At 67.3% G+C, this 15,541-nt stretch carries 10 protein-coding genes; 6 read left to right on the forward strand and 4 right to left on the reverse strand.

Translation table 11 applies throughout. The features are described 5' to 3' along the window. Window positions 1-32 precede the first annotated feature (32 nt). From ACUH78_RS08190 to ACUH78_RS08200, 3 genes are all read left to right on the forward strand, one after another. Window positions 33-2,147: a diguanylate cyclase domain-containing protein gene (locus ACUH78_RS08190; RefSeq protein ID WP_445333127.1), complete on the forward strand. Its 2,115-nt coding sequence runs from the start codon at window positions 33-35 to the stop codon at window positions 2,145-2,147. Between the two features lie 81 nt (window positions 2,148-2,228). Beyond that, a complete protein-coding gene (aroQ, locus tag ACUH78_RS08195; RefSeq protein ID WP_418365414.1) occupies window positions 2,229-2,669 on the forward strand; it encodes a type II 3-dehydroquinate dehydratase in 441 nt (146 codons plus the stop codon). Window positions 2,670-2,824: 155 nt separating this feature from the next. Beyond that, complete coding sequence (locus tag ACUH78_RS08200; protein WP_445333126.1) at window positions 2,825-4,813, forward strand: LTA synthase family protein; 1,989 nt, start codon at window positions 2,825-2,827, stop codon at window positions 4,811-4,813. Between the two features lie 18 nt (window positions 4,814-4,831). Here ACUH78_RS08200 and ACUH78_RS08205 read toward each other — a convergent pair whose 3' ends face one another. After that, window positions 4,832-6,289: an aminotransferase-like domain-containing protein gene (locus ACUH78_RS08205; RefSeq protein ID WP_445333125.1), complete on the reverse strand. Its 1,458-nt coding sequence runs from the start codon at window positions 6,287-6,289 to the stop codon at window positions 4,832-4,834. A 135-nt stretch (window positions 6,290-6,424) separates the two neighbouring features. Between ACUH78_RS08205 and ACUH78_RS08210 the strand changes: the two genes are divergently transcribed. Beyond that, the gene (locus tag ACUH78_RS08210; RefSeq protein ID WP_445333124.1) at window positions 6,425-7,027 is read left to right on the forward strand and encodes a LysE family translocator; all 603 of its coding nucleotides are present in this window, start codon (window positions 6,425-6,427) and stop codon (window positions 7,025-7,027) included. Between the two features lie 2 nt (window positions 7,028-7,029). Here the strand turns inward: ACUH78_RS08210 and ggt are convergent, their stop codons facing one another. From ggt to ACUH78_RS08225, 3 genes are all read right to left on the reverse strand, one after another. Continuing rightward, window positions 7,030-8,772 (reverse strand): gamma-glutamyltransferase, encoded by a 1,743-nt coding sequence (ggt, locus tag ACUH78_RS08215; RefSeq protein WP_445333123.1) that lies wholly within the window; start codon window positions 8,770-8,772, stop codon window positions 7,030-7,032. A 103-nt stretch (window positions 8,773-8,875) separates the two neighbouring features. Next, window positions 8,876-10,060, reverse strand: coding sequence for an acetate/propionate family kinase (locus tag ACUH78_RS08220; RefSeq protein WP_445333122.1), 1,185 nt, complete (start codon window positions 10,058-10,060; stop codon window positions 8,876-8,878). Then, the gene (locus ACUH78_RS08225; RefSeq protein WP_418365420.1) at window positions 10,057-11,463 is read right to left on the reverse strand and encodes a bifunctional enoyl-CoA hydratase/phosphate acetyltransferase; all 1,407 of its coding nucleotides are present in this window, start codon (window positions 11,461-11,463) and stop codon (window positions 10,057-10,059) included. The genes ACUH78_RS08220 and ACUH78_RS08225 overlap by 4 nt, the downstream gene beginning before the upstream one ends. Window positions 11,464-11,762: 299 nt before the next feature. Between ACUH78_RS08225 and glmU the strand changes: the two genes are divergently transcribed. Further along, the gene (gene glmU, locus ACUH78_RS08230) at window positions 11,763-13,124 is read left to right on the forward strand and encodes a bifunctional UDP-N-acetylglucosamine diphosphorylase/glucosamine-1-phosphate N-acetyltransferase GlmU (RefSeq protein ID WP_445333121.1); all 1,362 of its coding nucleotides are present in this window, start codon (window positions 11,763-11,765) and stop codon (window positions 13,122-13,124) included. 99 nt (window positions 13,125-13,223) lie between these two features. Then, window positions 13,224-15,062, forward strand: a complete 1,839-nt coding sequence (gene glmS, locus ACUH78_RS08235) for a glutamine--fructose-6-phosphate transaminase (isomerizing) (protein WP_445333120.1) — start codon at window positions 13,224-13,226, stop codon at window positions 15,060-15,062. Window positions 15,063-15,541 lie beyond the last annotated feature (479 nt).

Here is a 15,541-nt window from a genome sequence, read left to right on the forward strand (position 1 = left end):
CCCTGTTTTCATTACTTCCCAACGAGCCGGATTTGTCCAGCAAGCCCCGTCCCGTTTCCGAATCGAACCGCAAGTGTCGAAAGGGCGCCGTCGCAGCGGCTGCCCTGCTTGTCTTCGTCCTCGCGGCGCTGATCTTCTGGCTGCATGGGGTCTATGTCGAGCGGGAGAACCGCCATCGTCACCAGGCCGAGCGTGAGCTGCAGTCTATCAATCAGTTGCAGTTGCAGGCGATGGTTGGATGGCGGCAGCAATCGTTGCGCGACGCAGGCATGCTGGTCGAGGATACGCTACTGGCGGAAGCCCTTGGGCGCTGGCTCGGAGAGGGTGACGTCGAGGCGCGCGAGCGAGTGCGTGAGCGCCTGCGCACGCTCGAGGAACTGGGGCACTACACTGCGGTGCATTTTGTGGATCCGCAGGGTAAGGTGCGCTTGAGCAGTCGCCCCGGGGGCAGCGGCCCGGGTATCGAGCGCGTGCCCGCTACCGAGCACCATGCCCTGCAGGGCGCCCTGTCCACCGCCGTGCCAGTGATGAGCGACCCGGTGTCCGATCCGGTCTTCGCCTTCCCCTTCGCCGGGGTGTTTGCGCCCTTGTACGACGGGGTGCGTGCGATCGGTGCGGTGTGGCTGGTGCAGGACCTGCGCTCTGAACTTCTCCCCTTGGTCGAGCCCTGGCCGACACCGAGCCAGACCGCGCGCTCGAGCATCGTCTGGCGCGAGGGGCAGGCGGCGCGCTATCTCAATGCGCCACGGGGCGTTCGTGTCGAGGTCCTGCAATACGCGTATCCGCTGGATGCAGCGCCCACCGTCGTCACCCAGGCCCTCGAGGGCATGCGCGGCGTCTTCTATGCCCGCGACGAGCTTGGCCGTGAGGTGATGGCCATGGCCAGTCCCGTGTTCGGTACCGGCTGGCTGCTGGTTTCCGCGGTCGAGGTGGCCGAGGTCTTCGCCGGTGTGCGCACACGCGAGTTGTTCGCCCTCTCCCTGCCGGTAAGCCTGCTTCTGCTGGCCGCCGCCGGGGTCTTCGTCGTCATGCTGCGTCGTGCGGCGCATCGTGAGCGTGAGCTGATGCAAGCCTTGCAGCGCAACCTGTGGTGGCTTGAAAGCGCGCAGCAGGCTGCTGCCATCGGTCACTTCGCCATCGATCCCAAGCGGGGCCGCATCCAGTTGTCTGCGCTGTGCCGCCAGATCTACGGCGTTGACGAGGAGAATCTGGATCTCGCCGCCTGGGTCGAGCTGATCGACCCCGCGGACCGTGAGCGTGTCACCGCGGTGGCGGCGCAGCTGGCGCGTGGCGAGGAAGTGAAGCGCCTGCAGTATCGGATCCATCCGGCCGATGCGCCGCACACCCGGCGCTGGGTGGAAGTGTGGAGCAAGTCCATGCAGGAGGGAGACGAAGGCGAGCGGCGGGTGATCGGGGTGGTGCAGGACATCAGTGTGCGCAAGGCGGTCGAGGCCGAGCTGGCAGAACACCGGGTGCGCCTGGAAGCGCAGTTGCGGCTCGACCCGCTGACCGGTGTCGCCAACCGGCGAGCACTGGACGAGTCCGCGGGCTTCCAGCTGGCGCTGGCCGTTCGTGGCGGCACGCCCCTGGGGCTGCTGATGATCGACGTCGATCATTTCAAGGCCTTCAACGATTACTACGGTCACCCCGCGGGCGACCAGTGCCTCAAGGCCGTCGCCGAGGCCCTGCAGGCGCGTGTCGGACGCGCGGGCGACCTGGTTGCGCGTTACGGCGGTGAGGAGTTTGCGGTGCTGCTGCCCCTGTCCGACGGTAACGAGGCCCTGGCGCTGGGGCGGCGCTTGTGCGCTGTCGTGGAGGCGCTGCAGCTTCCGCATGCCGCATCGCCGACGGCGCCCTGTGTCACGATCAGTATCGGTGTGGCCTGGCTTGCGCCGGACGCTTCCGTGGGTGTCCAGGTGCGAGCGGCGGGCGAGAGCTGCGCGGGCGTACATGCCGAGGGCGAGCGGGAGGGTGGGGCCTTGCCGCCCCTCGCGCAGCGGTTGTTCGAGGAGGCCGATGCTGCGCTCTACGAGGCCAAGCGCTTGGGCCGCAATCGGGCGATCCTGTTTGCCGCGCCCGAGCCTGGCGGTGTTTCCGCGCCCATCCTTCCCCGCTCGTCTGCAGCGGAGGCCGTGTCGCAGGCCTGAGCGCTCTGCAGTGCCCCGGCGCTGCGCTGCGGCTGCTATGCTGCAAACCCAGATCCTCATCGTCTCCGGAGCACTCGCTTCATGTCCACGGTTCTCGTCATCAACGGCCCCAACCTCAACCTGCTTGGAACGCGCGAGCCCGAGATCTACGGTGCCACCACGCTGGCGGATGTCGAGAACGGCCTGCGTACGCAGGGTGGGACGCTTGGGGTCGAGGTGTTGTGCTTCCAGAGCAATCACGAGGGTGCGATCGTCGACCGCATCCATCAGGCGCGTGGCGAGGGTGTGGGCTGGATCCTCATCAACCCCGGCGCCTACACGCATACCAGCGTTGCGATCCGCGACGCGCTTGCCGGGGTGGCGATTCCGTTCGTGGAGGTGCACATCTCCAACGTGCACAAGCGCGAAGCCTTCCGCCACCATTCCTACCTTTCGGATGTGGCCGAGGCGGTGATGGCAGGTTTCGGCACCCAGGGTTACGCGCTCGCACTGCAATATATCGTGGCCCGCATGCGCGCCTGAACGCGGGATGTATCCGTTGCCGCGGCCCCCGGTGGACTGAAAAACCTTGTCGCAATTTGCGATGTTGCGTTGCCGCGATAACGAGGTGCAGCTCGATTCACAAGAATGTTACGGGCGTATGATCCGGGCTCCTGAACCTGCCCCGGAGTATTGCCGTGCTCGCGCCTGCAAGTCTTTCCGCCGAATATGGTGCTGTTCCGCTGTCGCCTCCCGAGGTTGCCGGACGGGCGCGGGCGGGTCGGTCGTGGCGATCGGTCGCGGGCGAATGCATGGGCGCGCTGGGCTTGGTGGCGCTGTGGTACGTGGTTGCGCAGCTGGTACTGGCGCACTTCCTGGGGGTCGCGCCGGGGCGTGAGGCCTGGCGGCACGACCTTGTCGCCCACCTGCTCGTCGGTGGGCTGCTGTTCACGATGTCGCGCAGCGTGTTGCGCTTCGGCGTGGCGATGGTCGTGCTGTTCAGCGCCTTCACCGTGGGCAATGCAATCAAGCTTGCGGTGCTTGGCGGGCCGGTGATGCCGGACGACTTCGTCGCGGCGAAGAATCTCTTTCTGTTGCTGGAAGGCTGGCAGCTCTGGGGCAGTGTGGCGATGCTTGCGCTGCCGATCGCAGGCCTGCTGTGGATGTTTGCCTGGCGCAGGCCGCGCGCCTGGGTAGCGCTCGCAGCGGTGGTTGCGGGCGTTCTGGGTCTGCAGGTGCAGCCAGCGTTGGTCACTGGCTGGCTGGATGCCCGCTTCGGTGACTGGGTGTGGAACCAGCGCGGCAACTACGAGATGCGCGGCCTGCCGATCCATCTCATGCAGGAAACCGCCCGCAACCTTGCCCGGCGCGGGCACACTCCGGCCGCAGATGAGGTCGATGCGGCGATGATGCTGCTTGGCGCGCGCCAGCCCAGCCCCTTCCTCGAGGCTGCGGCGCGCCCCGGCCAGGGCGGGCGCAATGTGCATATGATCGTGCTCGAGTCCTTCTGGGATCCGATGGCGCTGAAGGCCGCCGGCCTGTCGGCCGATCCGCTCGATCCCGCGTTCCGCAAGCTGTGGAAGGCTACCGGCAACGCGCGGGCGCTGTCGCCGGTGTTCGGCGGCTACACGGCGAATGCCGAGTTCGAGGCCCTGTGCGGCTTCCCGGTGCAGACCGACGCGGTCTTCTTCGAAGGCCGCCTGCGCCGGGACGTGCCCTGCCTGCCGCGCCACCTCGGTGAAGCTGGCTACCGCAGCTTCGCCTCGCACCCCAACGCAGCGCCGTTCTGGAACCGCATCAACGCCTACCGGCGCGTGGGCTTCGAGCAGTACTGGTCCGATCGCGACTTCGTGCTCGACGACATGAACCGCGAGTTCCTCAGCGATGCCTCGCTGTACCGGCAGGTGCTCGAACGCGTCGGCCCGGCGCTCGACGGTGCGCAGCCGGTGTTCAATTATGTGCTGACCTATTTCGGCCATCTCGACTACCCGCTCAACGAGGCCCGCCCGGCGGTTATCTCCACGGACTCGGACAACGGCCTGGTGCAGGCCTACGCCAACACCGTGCACTACAAGTCGCGCGAGCTTATGAGCTTCCTCAACGAATTGCGCAGGCGCGACCCGGACGCAATCGTCGTGCTGTTCGGCGATCACCTGCCTTCGCTCGGCTGGAATCACGGGGGCTACGTCGAGTCCGGTCTGCTCGCGCCCAACCGCGGTGAGTTCGACGACGAGATGTTCCGCACCCTGGTCGCCACGCCGCTGGTCGTGATCGACGGCCGGCGCGGCCCGGTGCGTACGGGCGACATGCCGATCTACGCGCTGCCGGCGCTGATCCTCGACCTGCTTGGCGATGAGCGCGACACGATGTTGCGCTTTGCCGCGCGTAGCGACGATCTGGTGCGTGTGCGCCCCTTGCCCGGTGTACATTTCACCCTCAACGGCAAGCGTCTGACGGTGTGTCGCAGCGGCGAGCTGGTGGGGGGGTGCGAGTCCTCGGCCGCCTGGGTCGAAGCCATCGACGTGCTCAAGCGCGATCTCTTCAGTGGTGCCCAGCATGCGTTGCAGGCGCCAGCCGACAAGCCGGCGCTGCAGACGGTGGAGCTCGAGGCCGAGGAGGTGGCGGTGGAGGCGACGCTCGACACCGCACCGCAGGGCGCCGGCGCCGAAATCGCGCCCGAGGTCTGAGCTTGGCGCCACTCGGCCTCAGCCCAGCTGCGCCCCAGCCAGCTCCCCCAGTGTCATCAGTGCATGCACGTGGCGATCGCTGAAGGGGTAGCAGCCCGATAGGCGCAGGTGGCGGGTGTAGCGGCCTGAGGGTGAATAGAGCTTGCCGGGTGTCATGCCGATGCCGTGGCGCAGGGCAAGGTCGAACAGGCGGTTGGTGTCGCAGCCCTCGGGCAGCTCGACCCACACCAGGAAGCCACCGCTGGGCTGGGTGGCGCGTGTGCCGTCAGGGAATGCGTCGTGGATCAGGCCGCGCAGGCGCTCGGTCTGCGCGGCATAGGTGCGGCGCAGGCGGCGGATGTGCTGGGCGTACCCGCCGCTCTCGAGGAAGCGCCCGATCGCCTCGCCCAGCAGTGCCGGCTGTGCCACCGACGAGCAGAACTTGATCTCGGCCAGCTCGCGGCCGAAGCGCCCCCCCTCCATCCAGCCCACGCGCATGCCGGGTGCAAGCGTCTTGGTGTAGGACGCGCACACGATGATCCAGCCGTCGCGGTCGAAGGCCTTCGCGGCCGGCTGCAGCGGCGTGCTGAACTGCAGCTCGGCGTAGAGCGCATCCTCGATCACCGGCACCTTGTAGCTGCGTGCCAGGTTGGCCAGTCGGCGCTTGTTGGCCGGGCTCATGCTCGTGCCTAGCGGGTTGTGCACGGTGGGCATGGTCACCACCACCTGCAGCCGGCCTTCCGACAGCAGCAGCTCCAGCGCATCGAGCGACAGGCCGCCTTCCGGATGGGTGGGAATCTCGATCGCCTTCAGGCCGAGGCGGTCGAGCAGCGGGATCAGGTTGAAATAGGTCGGCGACTCCAGGCCTACCGTGTCGCCGGCCTGGGTGGTGGCGCGCAGCGCCAGTTGCAGGGCCTCCATGCAGCCGTTGGTGAGCAGGATGGCGTCGGGCTGCAACTGCATGCCGAGCTCGGTGGCGTGGCGGCAGATCTCGCGGCGCAGCAGCAGCGGGCCGGGCGGTAGTGAATAGTCGGTCAGCAGCTCCGGGCGGCGGCGGGTGAGGTCGGCGACGATGCGGCCGAGCTTCTCGCCGGGGTAGAAGTCGCTGCCCTTGGGGCAGGCAAGCGAAAGGTCGATGGTGTCGGGCCGGGTCTGGGCGGCGAGCACGCTGGCGATGCGGCTCAACACCGCGCTCTCGGCGGCGATCGCAGAGCTCGGCTCGGCGGCAGCGGCCTGTGGGGCCGGTGGCACGGCGAGCTGTGAGCGCACGAAGTAACCAGATTGCGGGCGCGCGTCGACCAGACCCTGGGCCTCCAGCTGGCGGTAGGCGGCGAGCACTGTGTTGATGCTGATGCCGCGGCTGGTCGCTGCCTCGCGCACCGAGGGCAGGCGGGCGCCGGCGACCAGCCGCCCGTCGCGGATCGCTTCGCGCAGTTCTTCGGTCAGTGCCTGGTAGAGCGGGGCGCCTTGGGGGGCTGTGGCAGCAGCAGGGGGCACAGTAGGCTCGTCCTTGGATAGTTACAGCTGATTGGTAAAACGATCTGTGACCACTATAAACCTGTTTTTCTGGAGCTGTAACCTTTGCGCTGCGCTTCGTATAGTGATCTCCCGAAGCCCCTCGAGGAGAACGCCATGATCGACCTGCCGCTGATGACCTACGTCGCCACGATGTCCGTGACGCCGGGGCCCAACAACATCATGCTCGCGGCATCCGGGGTCAATTTTGGCTTCCGCCGCACGCTGCCGCACCTGCTCGGCGTCAGCGTCGGCAACAGCGTTCAGGTGTTGATCGTCGCCAGCGGCCTGGCCTGGGTGATGGGCTGGCTCGATGCCCTGCGCCTGCCGCTGGTGGTGGTGGGCTGTGGCTATCTGCTGTGGCTGGCGTTGCGCCAGGCGCGCGCGGGCCAGCCAGGTCGCGGCGGGCGGGTCTCGCCGCTCGGCTTCGTCGCCGCGGCGCTGTTCCAGTGGGTGAACCCGAAGGCGTGGATGATGGTGCTCAACGTCGCCATCCTGTTTCTGCCGCGCGACGCCGACTGGATGACGGCCGCCGGGCTGGCGCTGCTGTGCATGTCGGTCAACCTGCCCTGCATCACCGTGTGGGCCGTGGCGGGGGCACGGTTGCGGACCTGGCTGCAGCAGCCGGCGGCGCTGATGGCCTTCAACTACACGATGGCGGCGCTGCTCGCCGCAACCGCGCTGTGGATCGGCGTGGACGAGGCGAGGGCGCTGCTGTAGACCTATTGCTTCTGCACGATCGCGCTGCCTCCGCCGTGGCGCAGGGGCTCGCTGACCGCCGTGACGCTGCCGTCGGCATTGAAGCGGATGCCGTTTGCGGCGCCGATCTGGTCGGTCTCGCGCCATGCATGTCCCAGTGCTTCCAGTGCCTTGGCCTGTGCGCCGCCTGGGAATTCCAGCATCTTCTCGACCAGCGTGGTGTCGCCATTGCGTTGGCTCATGCGTGGCGCGGCGAGTGCGTCGGCCAGGCTCATGCCGAGGTCGATGTGATTGACGATCGTTTGCAGCACGGTGGTGATGATCGTCGAACCGCCCGGCGAGCCGATGGTGAAGGCGGGCGCGCCGTCCTGCAGGACGATGGTCGGGCTCATGCTCGAGCGCGGGCGCTTGAAGGCTTCGGGCACGTTGGGGTGCGGGCCGGAGAAGTCGAAGTCGGTGAGCTCGTTGTTGAGCAGGAAGCCGCGTCCCGGCACCACGATGCCGCTGCCGCCCCAGGACTCGATGGTGAAGGTGTAGGCAACGATGTTGCCTTCGCGGTCGGACACTGCCAGATGCGTGGTGTGCATCGGCTCCTGCGCCAACGCTTGCGGCTGTTGTGGGCGAAGCGGCACCGACAAGTCGTTCTCGAAGGGGTAGGGGTCGCCTGCTGCGACCGCGCCGGGCGCGGCGTGCATACGGATCTGTCCCGCGCGCTCACGTGCGTACGCCTTCGATAGCAAGCCCTCCTGCGGGAAGTCCACGAACTCGGCATCCGCAACGTAGGCGTTGCGGTCGGCGAAGGCCAGGCGCGAGGCTTCGATGTACAGATGCTCGATCTCGTTGCGTGACTTGCCGGCGAGGTCGAAGGTCTCCATCAGGTTCAGCGCCTGGGCGATGGCGATGCCGCCGCTCGAGGGCGCGGGCATGCCGTAGACCTCGTAGCCGCGATAGGTCGAGCGCACCGGCTGGCGCAGCCGGGCCTCGTAATCCGCGAGGTCTGCCAGCGTCATGTCGCCCGCGACCACGCCTACCCCGGAGCGGACCGGGGGATGGTTCACCGTGGAAACGATGCTGGCTGCGATCGGGCCGGTGTAGAACGCCTTGACGCCGCCGTGGGCGATGTCGCGGTAGGTGCGGGCCAGGTCGGGGTTGCGGTGGAGGCTGCCTATCGGCAAGGCCTTGCCGTCTTTCAGGTACAGCGCGGAGGTGCTCGAGAAGCGCGAGAACTTGGCTTCGTTGAGCGTGTTGATGCGGTGGAAGTTGGGGCCGACCTCGAAGCCGTCTTCCGCGACCCGGATCGCAGGCGCCAGCACCTGCGCGAAGTCCATCGTTCCGTATCTGCGCAGCGCCGCGTGCCAGCCGCGCACCGTGCCGGGTACGCCGACCGAGATGCCCTGGGGTACGGCATCGCTCCACGTCATCGGGCTGCCGTCGGCGTTGAGGAACACGCCGGGGTGAAAGCTTGCCGGCGCCACCTCGCGGTGATCGAGCGCGATCACGCGCTTCTCCTTCGCCGAGTAGATGAGCATGAACCCGCCGCCGCCGATTCCGCAGCTGAACGGGTCGGTCACGCCCAGCGTTGCGGCCGCCGCTACTGCGGCGTCGACGGCGTTGCCGCCGGCATCGAGGATCTGCAGTGCGGCCAGGCTGGCCTGGTGCGAGATGGTGGCGACCGCGCCGCCGTGCCCGTTGTCGACCGGCTGCTTCGCCAGGGCGCCGAAGGCGGCCATCATGACCGCGGTGGCGAGTAGGTTGCGTGCTTTCATGGTGCGCTCCGTGGGGCTGGAGCCCTGACCGTAGCACGGGATGGGGGTGAAAGCACCGCAGCCCCCCCGCCCCCCGGGGGAGGGCGGGGCCGACGGTCAGGCCTCAGAGCCCGAGCGTCTGCGCCGTGTAGCGCGCGATCATGCGCTCTTCGTTTGTGGGTACGACGGCGACCGCGGCCCGGCTGCTGGGGGTGTCGACACGGCGCGCATGGGCCTGGTTGGCGGCGAGGTCGATCTCGATGCCCAGCCAGGCCGACAGGGCGGCGACTTTCTCGCGCACCGGTGCTGCGTGCTCGCCGATACCGCCGGTGAACACGAGTGCGTCGAGCCCGCCTGCGGCCGCGGCGAGCGAGCCGAGCTCGCGTGCGATGCGGTAGCAGAACAGATCGACCGCTTCCTTCGCCTCGGGGGCCTCGGATGCAAGCAGGGTGCGCATGTCCTGGCTGATGCCGGAGACGCCGAGCAGGCCCGACTCCTTGTACAGCAGGTTGGTCAACGCCTTGGCGTCCAGCCCCTTCTGTTCCATGAGGTAGAGCATCACGCCGGGGTCGAGGGTCCCTGTGCGGGTGCCCATCATCAGGCCCTCGACGGCGGTGAAGCCCATCGTGGAGGCCACGCTCTTGCCGCCGCGCAGCGCGCACATCGAGGCGCCGTTGCCCAGGTGCGCGATCACCACCGCACCCTTGGCGCGCTCGCCGATGATCTCCGGCAGCTGGCGCGCGACGTAGTCGTAGGACAGACCGTGGAAGCCGTAGCGCTTGACGCCTTCGGCCGAGTATTTGCGCGGCAGCGCGAAGGCCTGGGCGACCGCGGGCTGGGTGCGGTGGAAGGCGGTGTCGAAGCAGCCGACCTGCGGCACGTCCGGCATCAGCGCCGCGACCGCACGCACCGCACGCAGGTTGTGCGGCTGGTGCAGCGGGGCGAGCGGCACGAAGGTGTCGAGCGTACGCAGCACCGATTCGTCGAGCCGGGTGGGCGCGCTGTAGTGCTCGCCGCCATGCACGATGCGGTGGCCGGCGGCGACGATGTCGAGCGCCGGGTTGTGACGGTTGAGCAGCGCAAACACGTGGTTGAGCGCGTCGCGGTGCTGCTCGCCCTGGCTGCCTCCGGTGGGGACTGCCTCTTCGAAGCGCTCGCCCGCGGCCGTCTTCAGGGTGACCTGCGGCCTGGCGCCGATGCCCTCGACCTGACCTGAAACCGCGGGAGCCTCGGCAATGTCGCCGTTGATCGGGTAGAGCGCGAACTTCAGGCTCGACGAGCCTGCGTTGAGGACGAGTACGGCCTTCATGCCTTCATCGCCTCGCGCTTCCTGTGTGCCATCAGCTGCACCACGGCGCACGACGCGGTGCGCGTCTCGGCAGTGTCGGCACGGCTGGTCAGCACGATCGGCACCCGCGCCCCGAGCACCACGCCCGCCATCAGTGCGTTGGCGAGGTACTCGAGTTGCTTGGCGACCATGTTGCCGGATTCGAGGTCGGGCACAACCAGGATGTCGGCGTTGCCGGCGACCACGGATTTGATCCCCTTGGTCTTGGCAGCGACCAGCGACACGGCATTGTCGAAGGCGAGCGGGCCGTCGAGCAGGCCGCCCTTGATCTGGCCGCGGTCGGCCATCTTGCACAGCGCAGCGGCGTCGATGGTGGAGCGGATCTTGGAGGTCACGGTTTCGACCGCCGACAGGATCGCCACTTTCGGCTCGGGTAGCCCGAGGATGTGGGCGAGTTCGATCGCGTTCTGGATGATGTCGACCTTATCCTCGAGCGTGGGCTCGATCATGATCGCCGCGTCGGTGATCATCAGCGGATGCGGGTAGGTCGGCACATCGGCAAGGAAGACATGGCTGATGCGGCGGCCGGTGCGCAGGTGGCGGATCACCTGGCTCATCATTTCGTCGGTGTGCAGCGAGCCCTTCATCAGCGCTTCGGCGCCGCCATCGCGGCACAGGCCCACGGCCACCTCGGCGGAGGCGTGGCTGTGCTCGGTGTCGACGATGCGGAAGCCCTTGAGGTCGATCTCGTTTTCTTCGGCTACTGCGCGGATGCGCGCCTCTGGACCGACCAGGATCGGGTCGACCAGGCCGGCGGCGGCGGCCTGCACCGGGCCGAGCAGGGATTCACGATCGCAGGGGTGTGCGACAGCGATCGGGATCGGTGTCAGGCCGGCCGAAACCGACAGCAGGTGGCGGTAGCGCAGTTCGCGGTCGGACACGGTGACCTCGGGCAGCACCACGCGCTGGCGCGAGATCTTTTCGGTCGGCGCCATGACCTCGGCAATGCCGTCGATCACCTTCAGGCCGTCCTGGTTCACCGCCAGACAGTCGAAGATGATGTGATGGTTGTGGTCGAACTTTTCCTTGCAGGTGACGGTGATCGTCAGCGTGTCGCCGATCGTGATCGGACGCCAGAAGTTGAGTCCCTGCGAGACGTACACCGTGCCGGGGCCGGGGAACTCCGTGCCGAGGATGGTGGAGATCAGGGTGCTGCCCCACATGCTGTGGCCGACGACCTCGCGGAACTGGCTGGAGCGGGCGTATTCGAGGTCGACGTGGGTCGGGTTGACGTCGCCGGACATCGCCGCGAACAGATGGATGTCCTCGGGGCGCAGGGTGCGCACGAGCTGCGCGAAGTCGCCCACCTGGATTTCGTCGAAGGTCCGGTTCTGGATGATCTGGGGTGCTGCTGCGGGTTTCATGGCGTACTCGTTCTTGGATGTATTGCGACGGGCGGATTCTAGACGTTGTCCGTGACCAGTATAAGAAGAACCGCAATCGAATTGTGCAATGCGTCAATCAAATGCGCGGGAGGCGCGTGGAGGGTGAGCGCAGCGTGATCGCGTATGCGCGGCAGGAGCCTTGTTGACGCGCCCGCCATGCATTCCCTCACATTCCGCGCTGCAACGTCGGTGGTAAACTTCGCGCGACGCTGCATTTGCCGGACGCCCGTTTCGCTGCACGGCGTTCTTCGAGTCACCCCAACCACCGGAAACGCCACATGGAAGTCGTCGTTCTCGCTGCCGGCCAGGGCAAGCGCATGCGCTCGGTTCTGCCCAAGGTTCTGCAACCCATTGCCGGCAAGCCGATGCTCGCCCATGTGCTCGAAACGGCGCGTACGCTCGATGCGCAGCGCATCTGCGTGGTGTATGGCCACGGCGGTGAGGTGGTGCGCGAACGGCTCGACGCCCCGGATCTGGCCTGGGCGCGGCAGGCACCGCAGCTCGGCACCGGCCATGCGGTCCAGCAGGCGCTGCCGCACCTCACGGATGGCGACATGGCGCTGGTGCTGTACGGCGACGTACCGCTGATCGGCGTGTCCACGCTGCGACGCTTGGCCGCCGCCGCGGGCGACGCACGCCTCGCCCTGCTCACCGTCGAGATGGACAACCCGACCGGCTACGGGCGCATCCTGCGCAATGCCGCGGGCAAGGTCGTGCGCATCGTGGAGGAGAAGGATGCGACCGACGACGAGCGCAAGGTGAACGAAGTGAACACCGGCATCCTGATTGCACCGGTTGCGCGCCTGCGCGACTGGCTCGGCCGCATCGGCAACGACAACGCCCAAGGTGAGTACTACCTCACCGACATCATCGGCCTCGCCGTGGCCGACGGCGTCGAGGTTGCCACTGTGCAGCCCGACGCCTTCGCCGAGACGCTGGGTGTCAACAACAAGCTGCAGCTCGCCGAGCTCGAGCGCATCCACCAGGGCAACGTCGCCCGCCGCCTGATGGAAGAGGGTGCCACCCTGATCGACCCCGCGCGTATCGACGTGCGCGGCACGCTCACGGTCGGTCGCGACGTCGAGATCGACGTCAATTGCGTATTCGAAGGCGAGGTCGAGCTCGGTGACGGCGTGCGCGTCGGCGCCCACTGCGTCGTGCGCAACGCGCGCATCGGCGCCGGCACCCGGCTCGAGCCCTTCAGCCACATCGACAGCACCACGATGGGCCAGGCTTGCGTGATCGGGCCCTATGCCCGCACCCGGCCCGGCACCGTGCTCGGCGCTGACGTGCACCTCGGCAACTTCGTCGAGGTCAAGAACAGCGTCATCGCCGACCACTCCAAGGCCAACCATCTGGCCTACGTGGGCGACGCCGACGTCGGCAGCAAGGTCAACATCGGTGCCGGCACCATCACCTGCAACTACGACGGCGCCAACAAGCACCGCACGATCATCGAGGACGAGGTCTTCATCGGCTCCGATACCCAGCTCGTCGCGCCGGTGCGCGTCGGCCGCGGCGCCACTCTGGGCGCCGGCACCACGCTGACCAAGGACGCGCCGCCCGACCAGCTCACCGTGACCCGCGTCAGGCAGATGAGCGTGGCACACTGGAAGCGCCCGGTGAAGCAGCCGCGCTGAGCCCTCGCGGGAGCGAGGCCGGCCCTCCCGCAAAGGTCCACCGCTACCAAAGCCCGCACCTGCAGCCGATACCCGAAAACCGAACAAGGAAGCCCCGTCATGTGTGGCATCGTCACCGCAATCGCAACCCAGAACATCGTCCCCGTGCTGCTCGAGGGTCTGCGCAAGCTCGAATACCGCGGCTATGACTCGGCAGGGCTGGCCGTGCTGTCCGGTGAGCTGACCCGCCTGCGCTCCTGCGGCCGCGTGGCCGAGCTCGCTGCCCTGGCCGATGCGCGCCAGCTCTCGGCACACATCGGCATTGCGCACACGCGCTGGGCCACCCATGGCGTGCCTTCCGAGCGCAACGCCCATCCGCACATCTCCGGTGGCCTCGCGGTGGTGCACAACGGCATCATCGAGAACTTCGAGGCCATCCGAACCGTGCTCCAGGCCAAGGGCTACGTGTTCGAGTCCGAGACCGACACCGAGGCCATCGCACACCTGGTGCATGACAAGCTGCAGGGCACGCCGGACCTCTTCGAGGCGGTGCGCCAGGCCACCAACGAACTGGTCGGCGCCTACGCGATCGGCGTGGTGGCCGAGGCCGACCCGTTCCGGATCATCGTCGCCCGCCGCGGCTCGCCGCTGCTGCTGGGCGTGGGGGGCGGTGAGCGCGTAGACGGCATGTACGCCGCCTCCGACACGGCCGCGCTGCTGCAGGTCACGCGCAAGATCGTCTATCTGGAAGACGGCGACCTCGCCGAGCTGCGGCGCGACAGCTACATCATCATTCGCCCCGACGGCACGCCGGTCGAGCGCGAGGTGCATCTCTCCAGCCTGTCGGCCGACGCGGTGGAGCTGGGCAAGTTCCGCCACTACATGCAAAAGGAGATTTTCGAGCAGCCGCAGGCCCTGGCGCAGACGCTGGAACTGATCGCCGGCGGCGCAGGTGTCACGCCGCAGCACTTCGGTGCGCGCGCGGCAGAGGTTTTCGACGGCGTGCGCCGCGTGCTGATCCTGGCCTGCGGCACCAGTTACCACGCAGGCCTGGTCGCGCGCTACTGGATCGAGGCCATCGCCAAGCTCCCGGTCACGGTAGAGATTGCCAGCGAATATCGCTATCGCGAATCCGTGCCGGACGCCGACACTCTGGTCGTCGTCATCTCGCAGTCGGGCGAAACCGCAGACACCCTGGCCGCGCTCAAGCACGCCAAGGCGCTCGGCATGCAGCGCACGCTGGCGATCTGCAACGTGCCCGAGTCGGCCATCGTGCGCGAAACTGCGCTGCGCTTCATCACCCGCGCCGGCCCGGAGATCGGCGTTGCCTCCACCAAGGCCTTCACCACCCAGCTCGCCGCCTTTGCGCTGCTCACGCTTGCGCTCGCCAAGATCAACGGGCGGCTGTCCGCCGAGGACGAGGAGCGCCGCCTCGCCGCGCTGCGCCACCTCCCGGTCGCGGTGCAGAAGGTGCTCGAGCTCGAACCCGAGATCGAGCAGTGGGCGCAGCGCTTCGCTGGCAAGGAGCATGCGCTGTTTCTCGGCCGCGGCAGCCATTGGCCGATCGCCATGGAAGGCGCACTCAAGCTCAAGGAGATCTCCTACATCCACGCCGAGGCTTACGCCGCCGGCGAACTCAAGCACGGCCCGCTCGCCCTGGTGGACAAGGACATGCCGGTCATCGCCGTGTCCCCGCACGACGAACTGCTGGAGAAGCTCAAATCCAACCTGCAGGAAGTCCGCGCCCGCGGAGGTGAGCTGTACGTGTTCGCCGACGCTGGCAGCGAAATCCCCGAGTCGGAAGGCGTGCACATCCTGCACATGCCGGAGCACTACGGCATGCTGTCACCCGTACTGCACGTGATCCCGCTGCAGTTGCTGTCGTACCACGCGGCGCTGGTGAAGGGGACGGATGTGGACAAGCCGAGGAATCTGGCGAAATCGGTCACGGTGGAATAAGCGGCAAGGGACCGCTGCCGCTGATGTTCCTTGCCATTAAAGTCGAAAACTTGGCAATAAAGTCGAAAACGTGGCAATAGAGTCGAAAACGCCCGGATGATGTCCGGGCGTTTTCGCTTGCGTGGATGATCAGCCTTCCGATCACTGAACTACGCGTGCTTGGCTGGCAGGGGCGATCGGTGGCCGGCAGGTGCTCGGCCGAAGCTGTCGGCCTACATGCACCGAATGAGCGGCAGCAGCATTGTGGAAAGCTGCCGCACCGCCCTCATCACCATTGAACGGTAGGCCGTCGAATTGTCGAACCTTCCGTGATCGAGCCACTGCAGACGTGGAGCTATCGCGCAAGCGGCCGTTCAATGCTTGTTTATGGGACTGCCGCGACACTCCGACATCCCAGTGAGCACACCAAACGAATTGACTATTTCCTGAATCCGTGTTCGCTTAGCCGGAAATCCAGCCTAACGCATTGATGTAATTGT

The sequence above is a fragment of the Thauera sp. ZXT1-4 genome, assembly GCF_052598215.2.

Excerpts from the sequence above, each read along its gene's own strand:
- ggt (WP_445333123.1), bottom strand. The coding sequence starts at position 8,772 with ATGAAAGCACGCAACCTACTCGCCACCGCGGTCATGATGGCCGCCTTC.
- ACUH78_RS08210 (WP_445333124.1), top strand. The coding sequence starts at position 6,425 with ATGATCGACCTGCCGCTGATGACCTACGTCGCCACGATGTCCGTGACG.
- ACUH78_RS08225 (WP_418365420.1), bottom strand. The coding sequence starts at position 11,463 with ATGAAACCCGCAGCAGCACCCCAGATCATCCAGAACCGGACCTTCGAC.
- glmS (WP_445333120.1), top strand. The coding sequence starts at position 13,224 with ATGTGTGGCATCGTCACCGCAATCGCAACCCAGAACATCGTCCCCGTG.
- ACUH78_RS08220 (WP_445333122.1), bottom strand. The coding sequence starts at position 10,060 with ATGAAGGCCGTACTCGTCCTCAACGCAGGCTCGTCGAGCCTGAAGTTC.
- glmU (WP_445333121.1), top strand. The coding sequence starts at position 11,763 with ATGGAAGTCGTCGTTCTCGCTGCCGGCCAGGGCAAGCGCATGCGCTCG.
- aroQ (WP_418365414.1), top strand. The coding sequence starts at position 2,229 with ATGTCCACGGTTCTCGTCATCAACGGCCCCAACCTCAACCTGCTTGGA.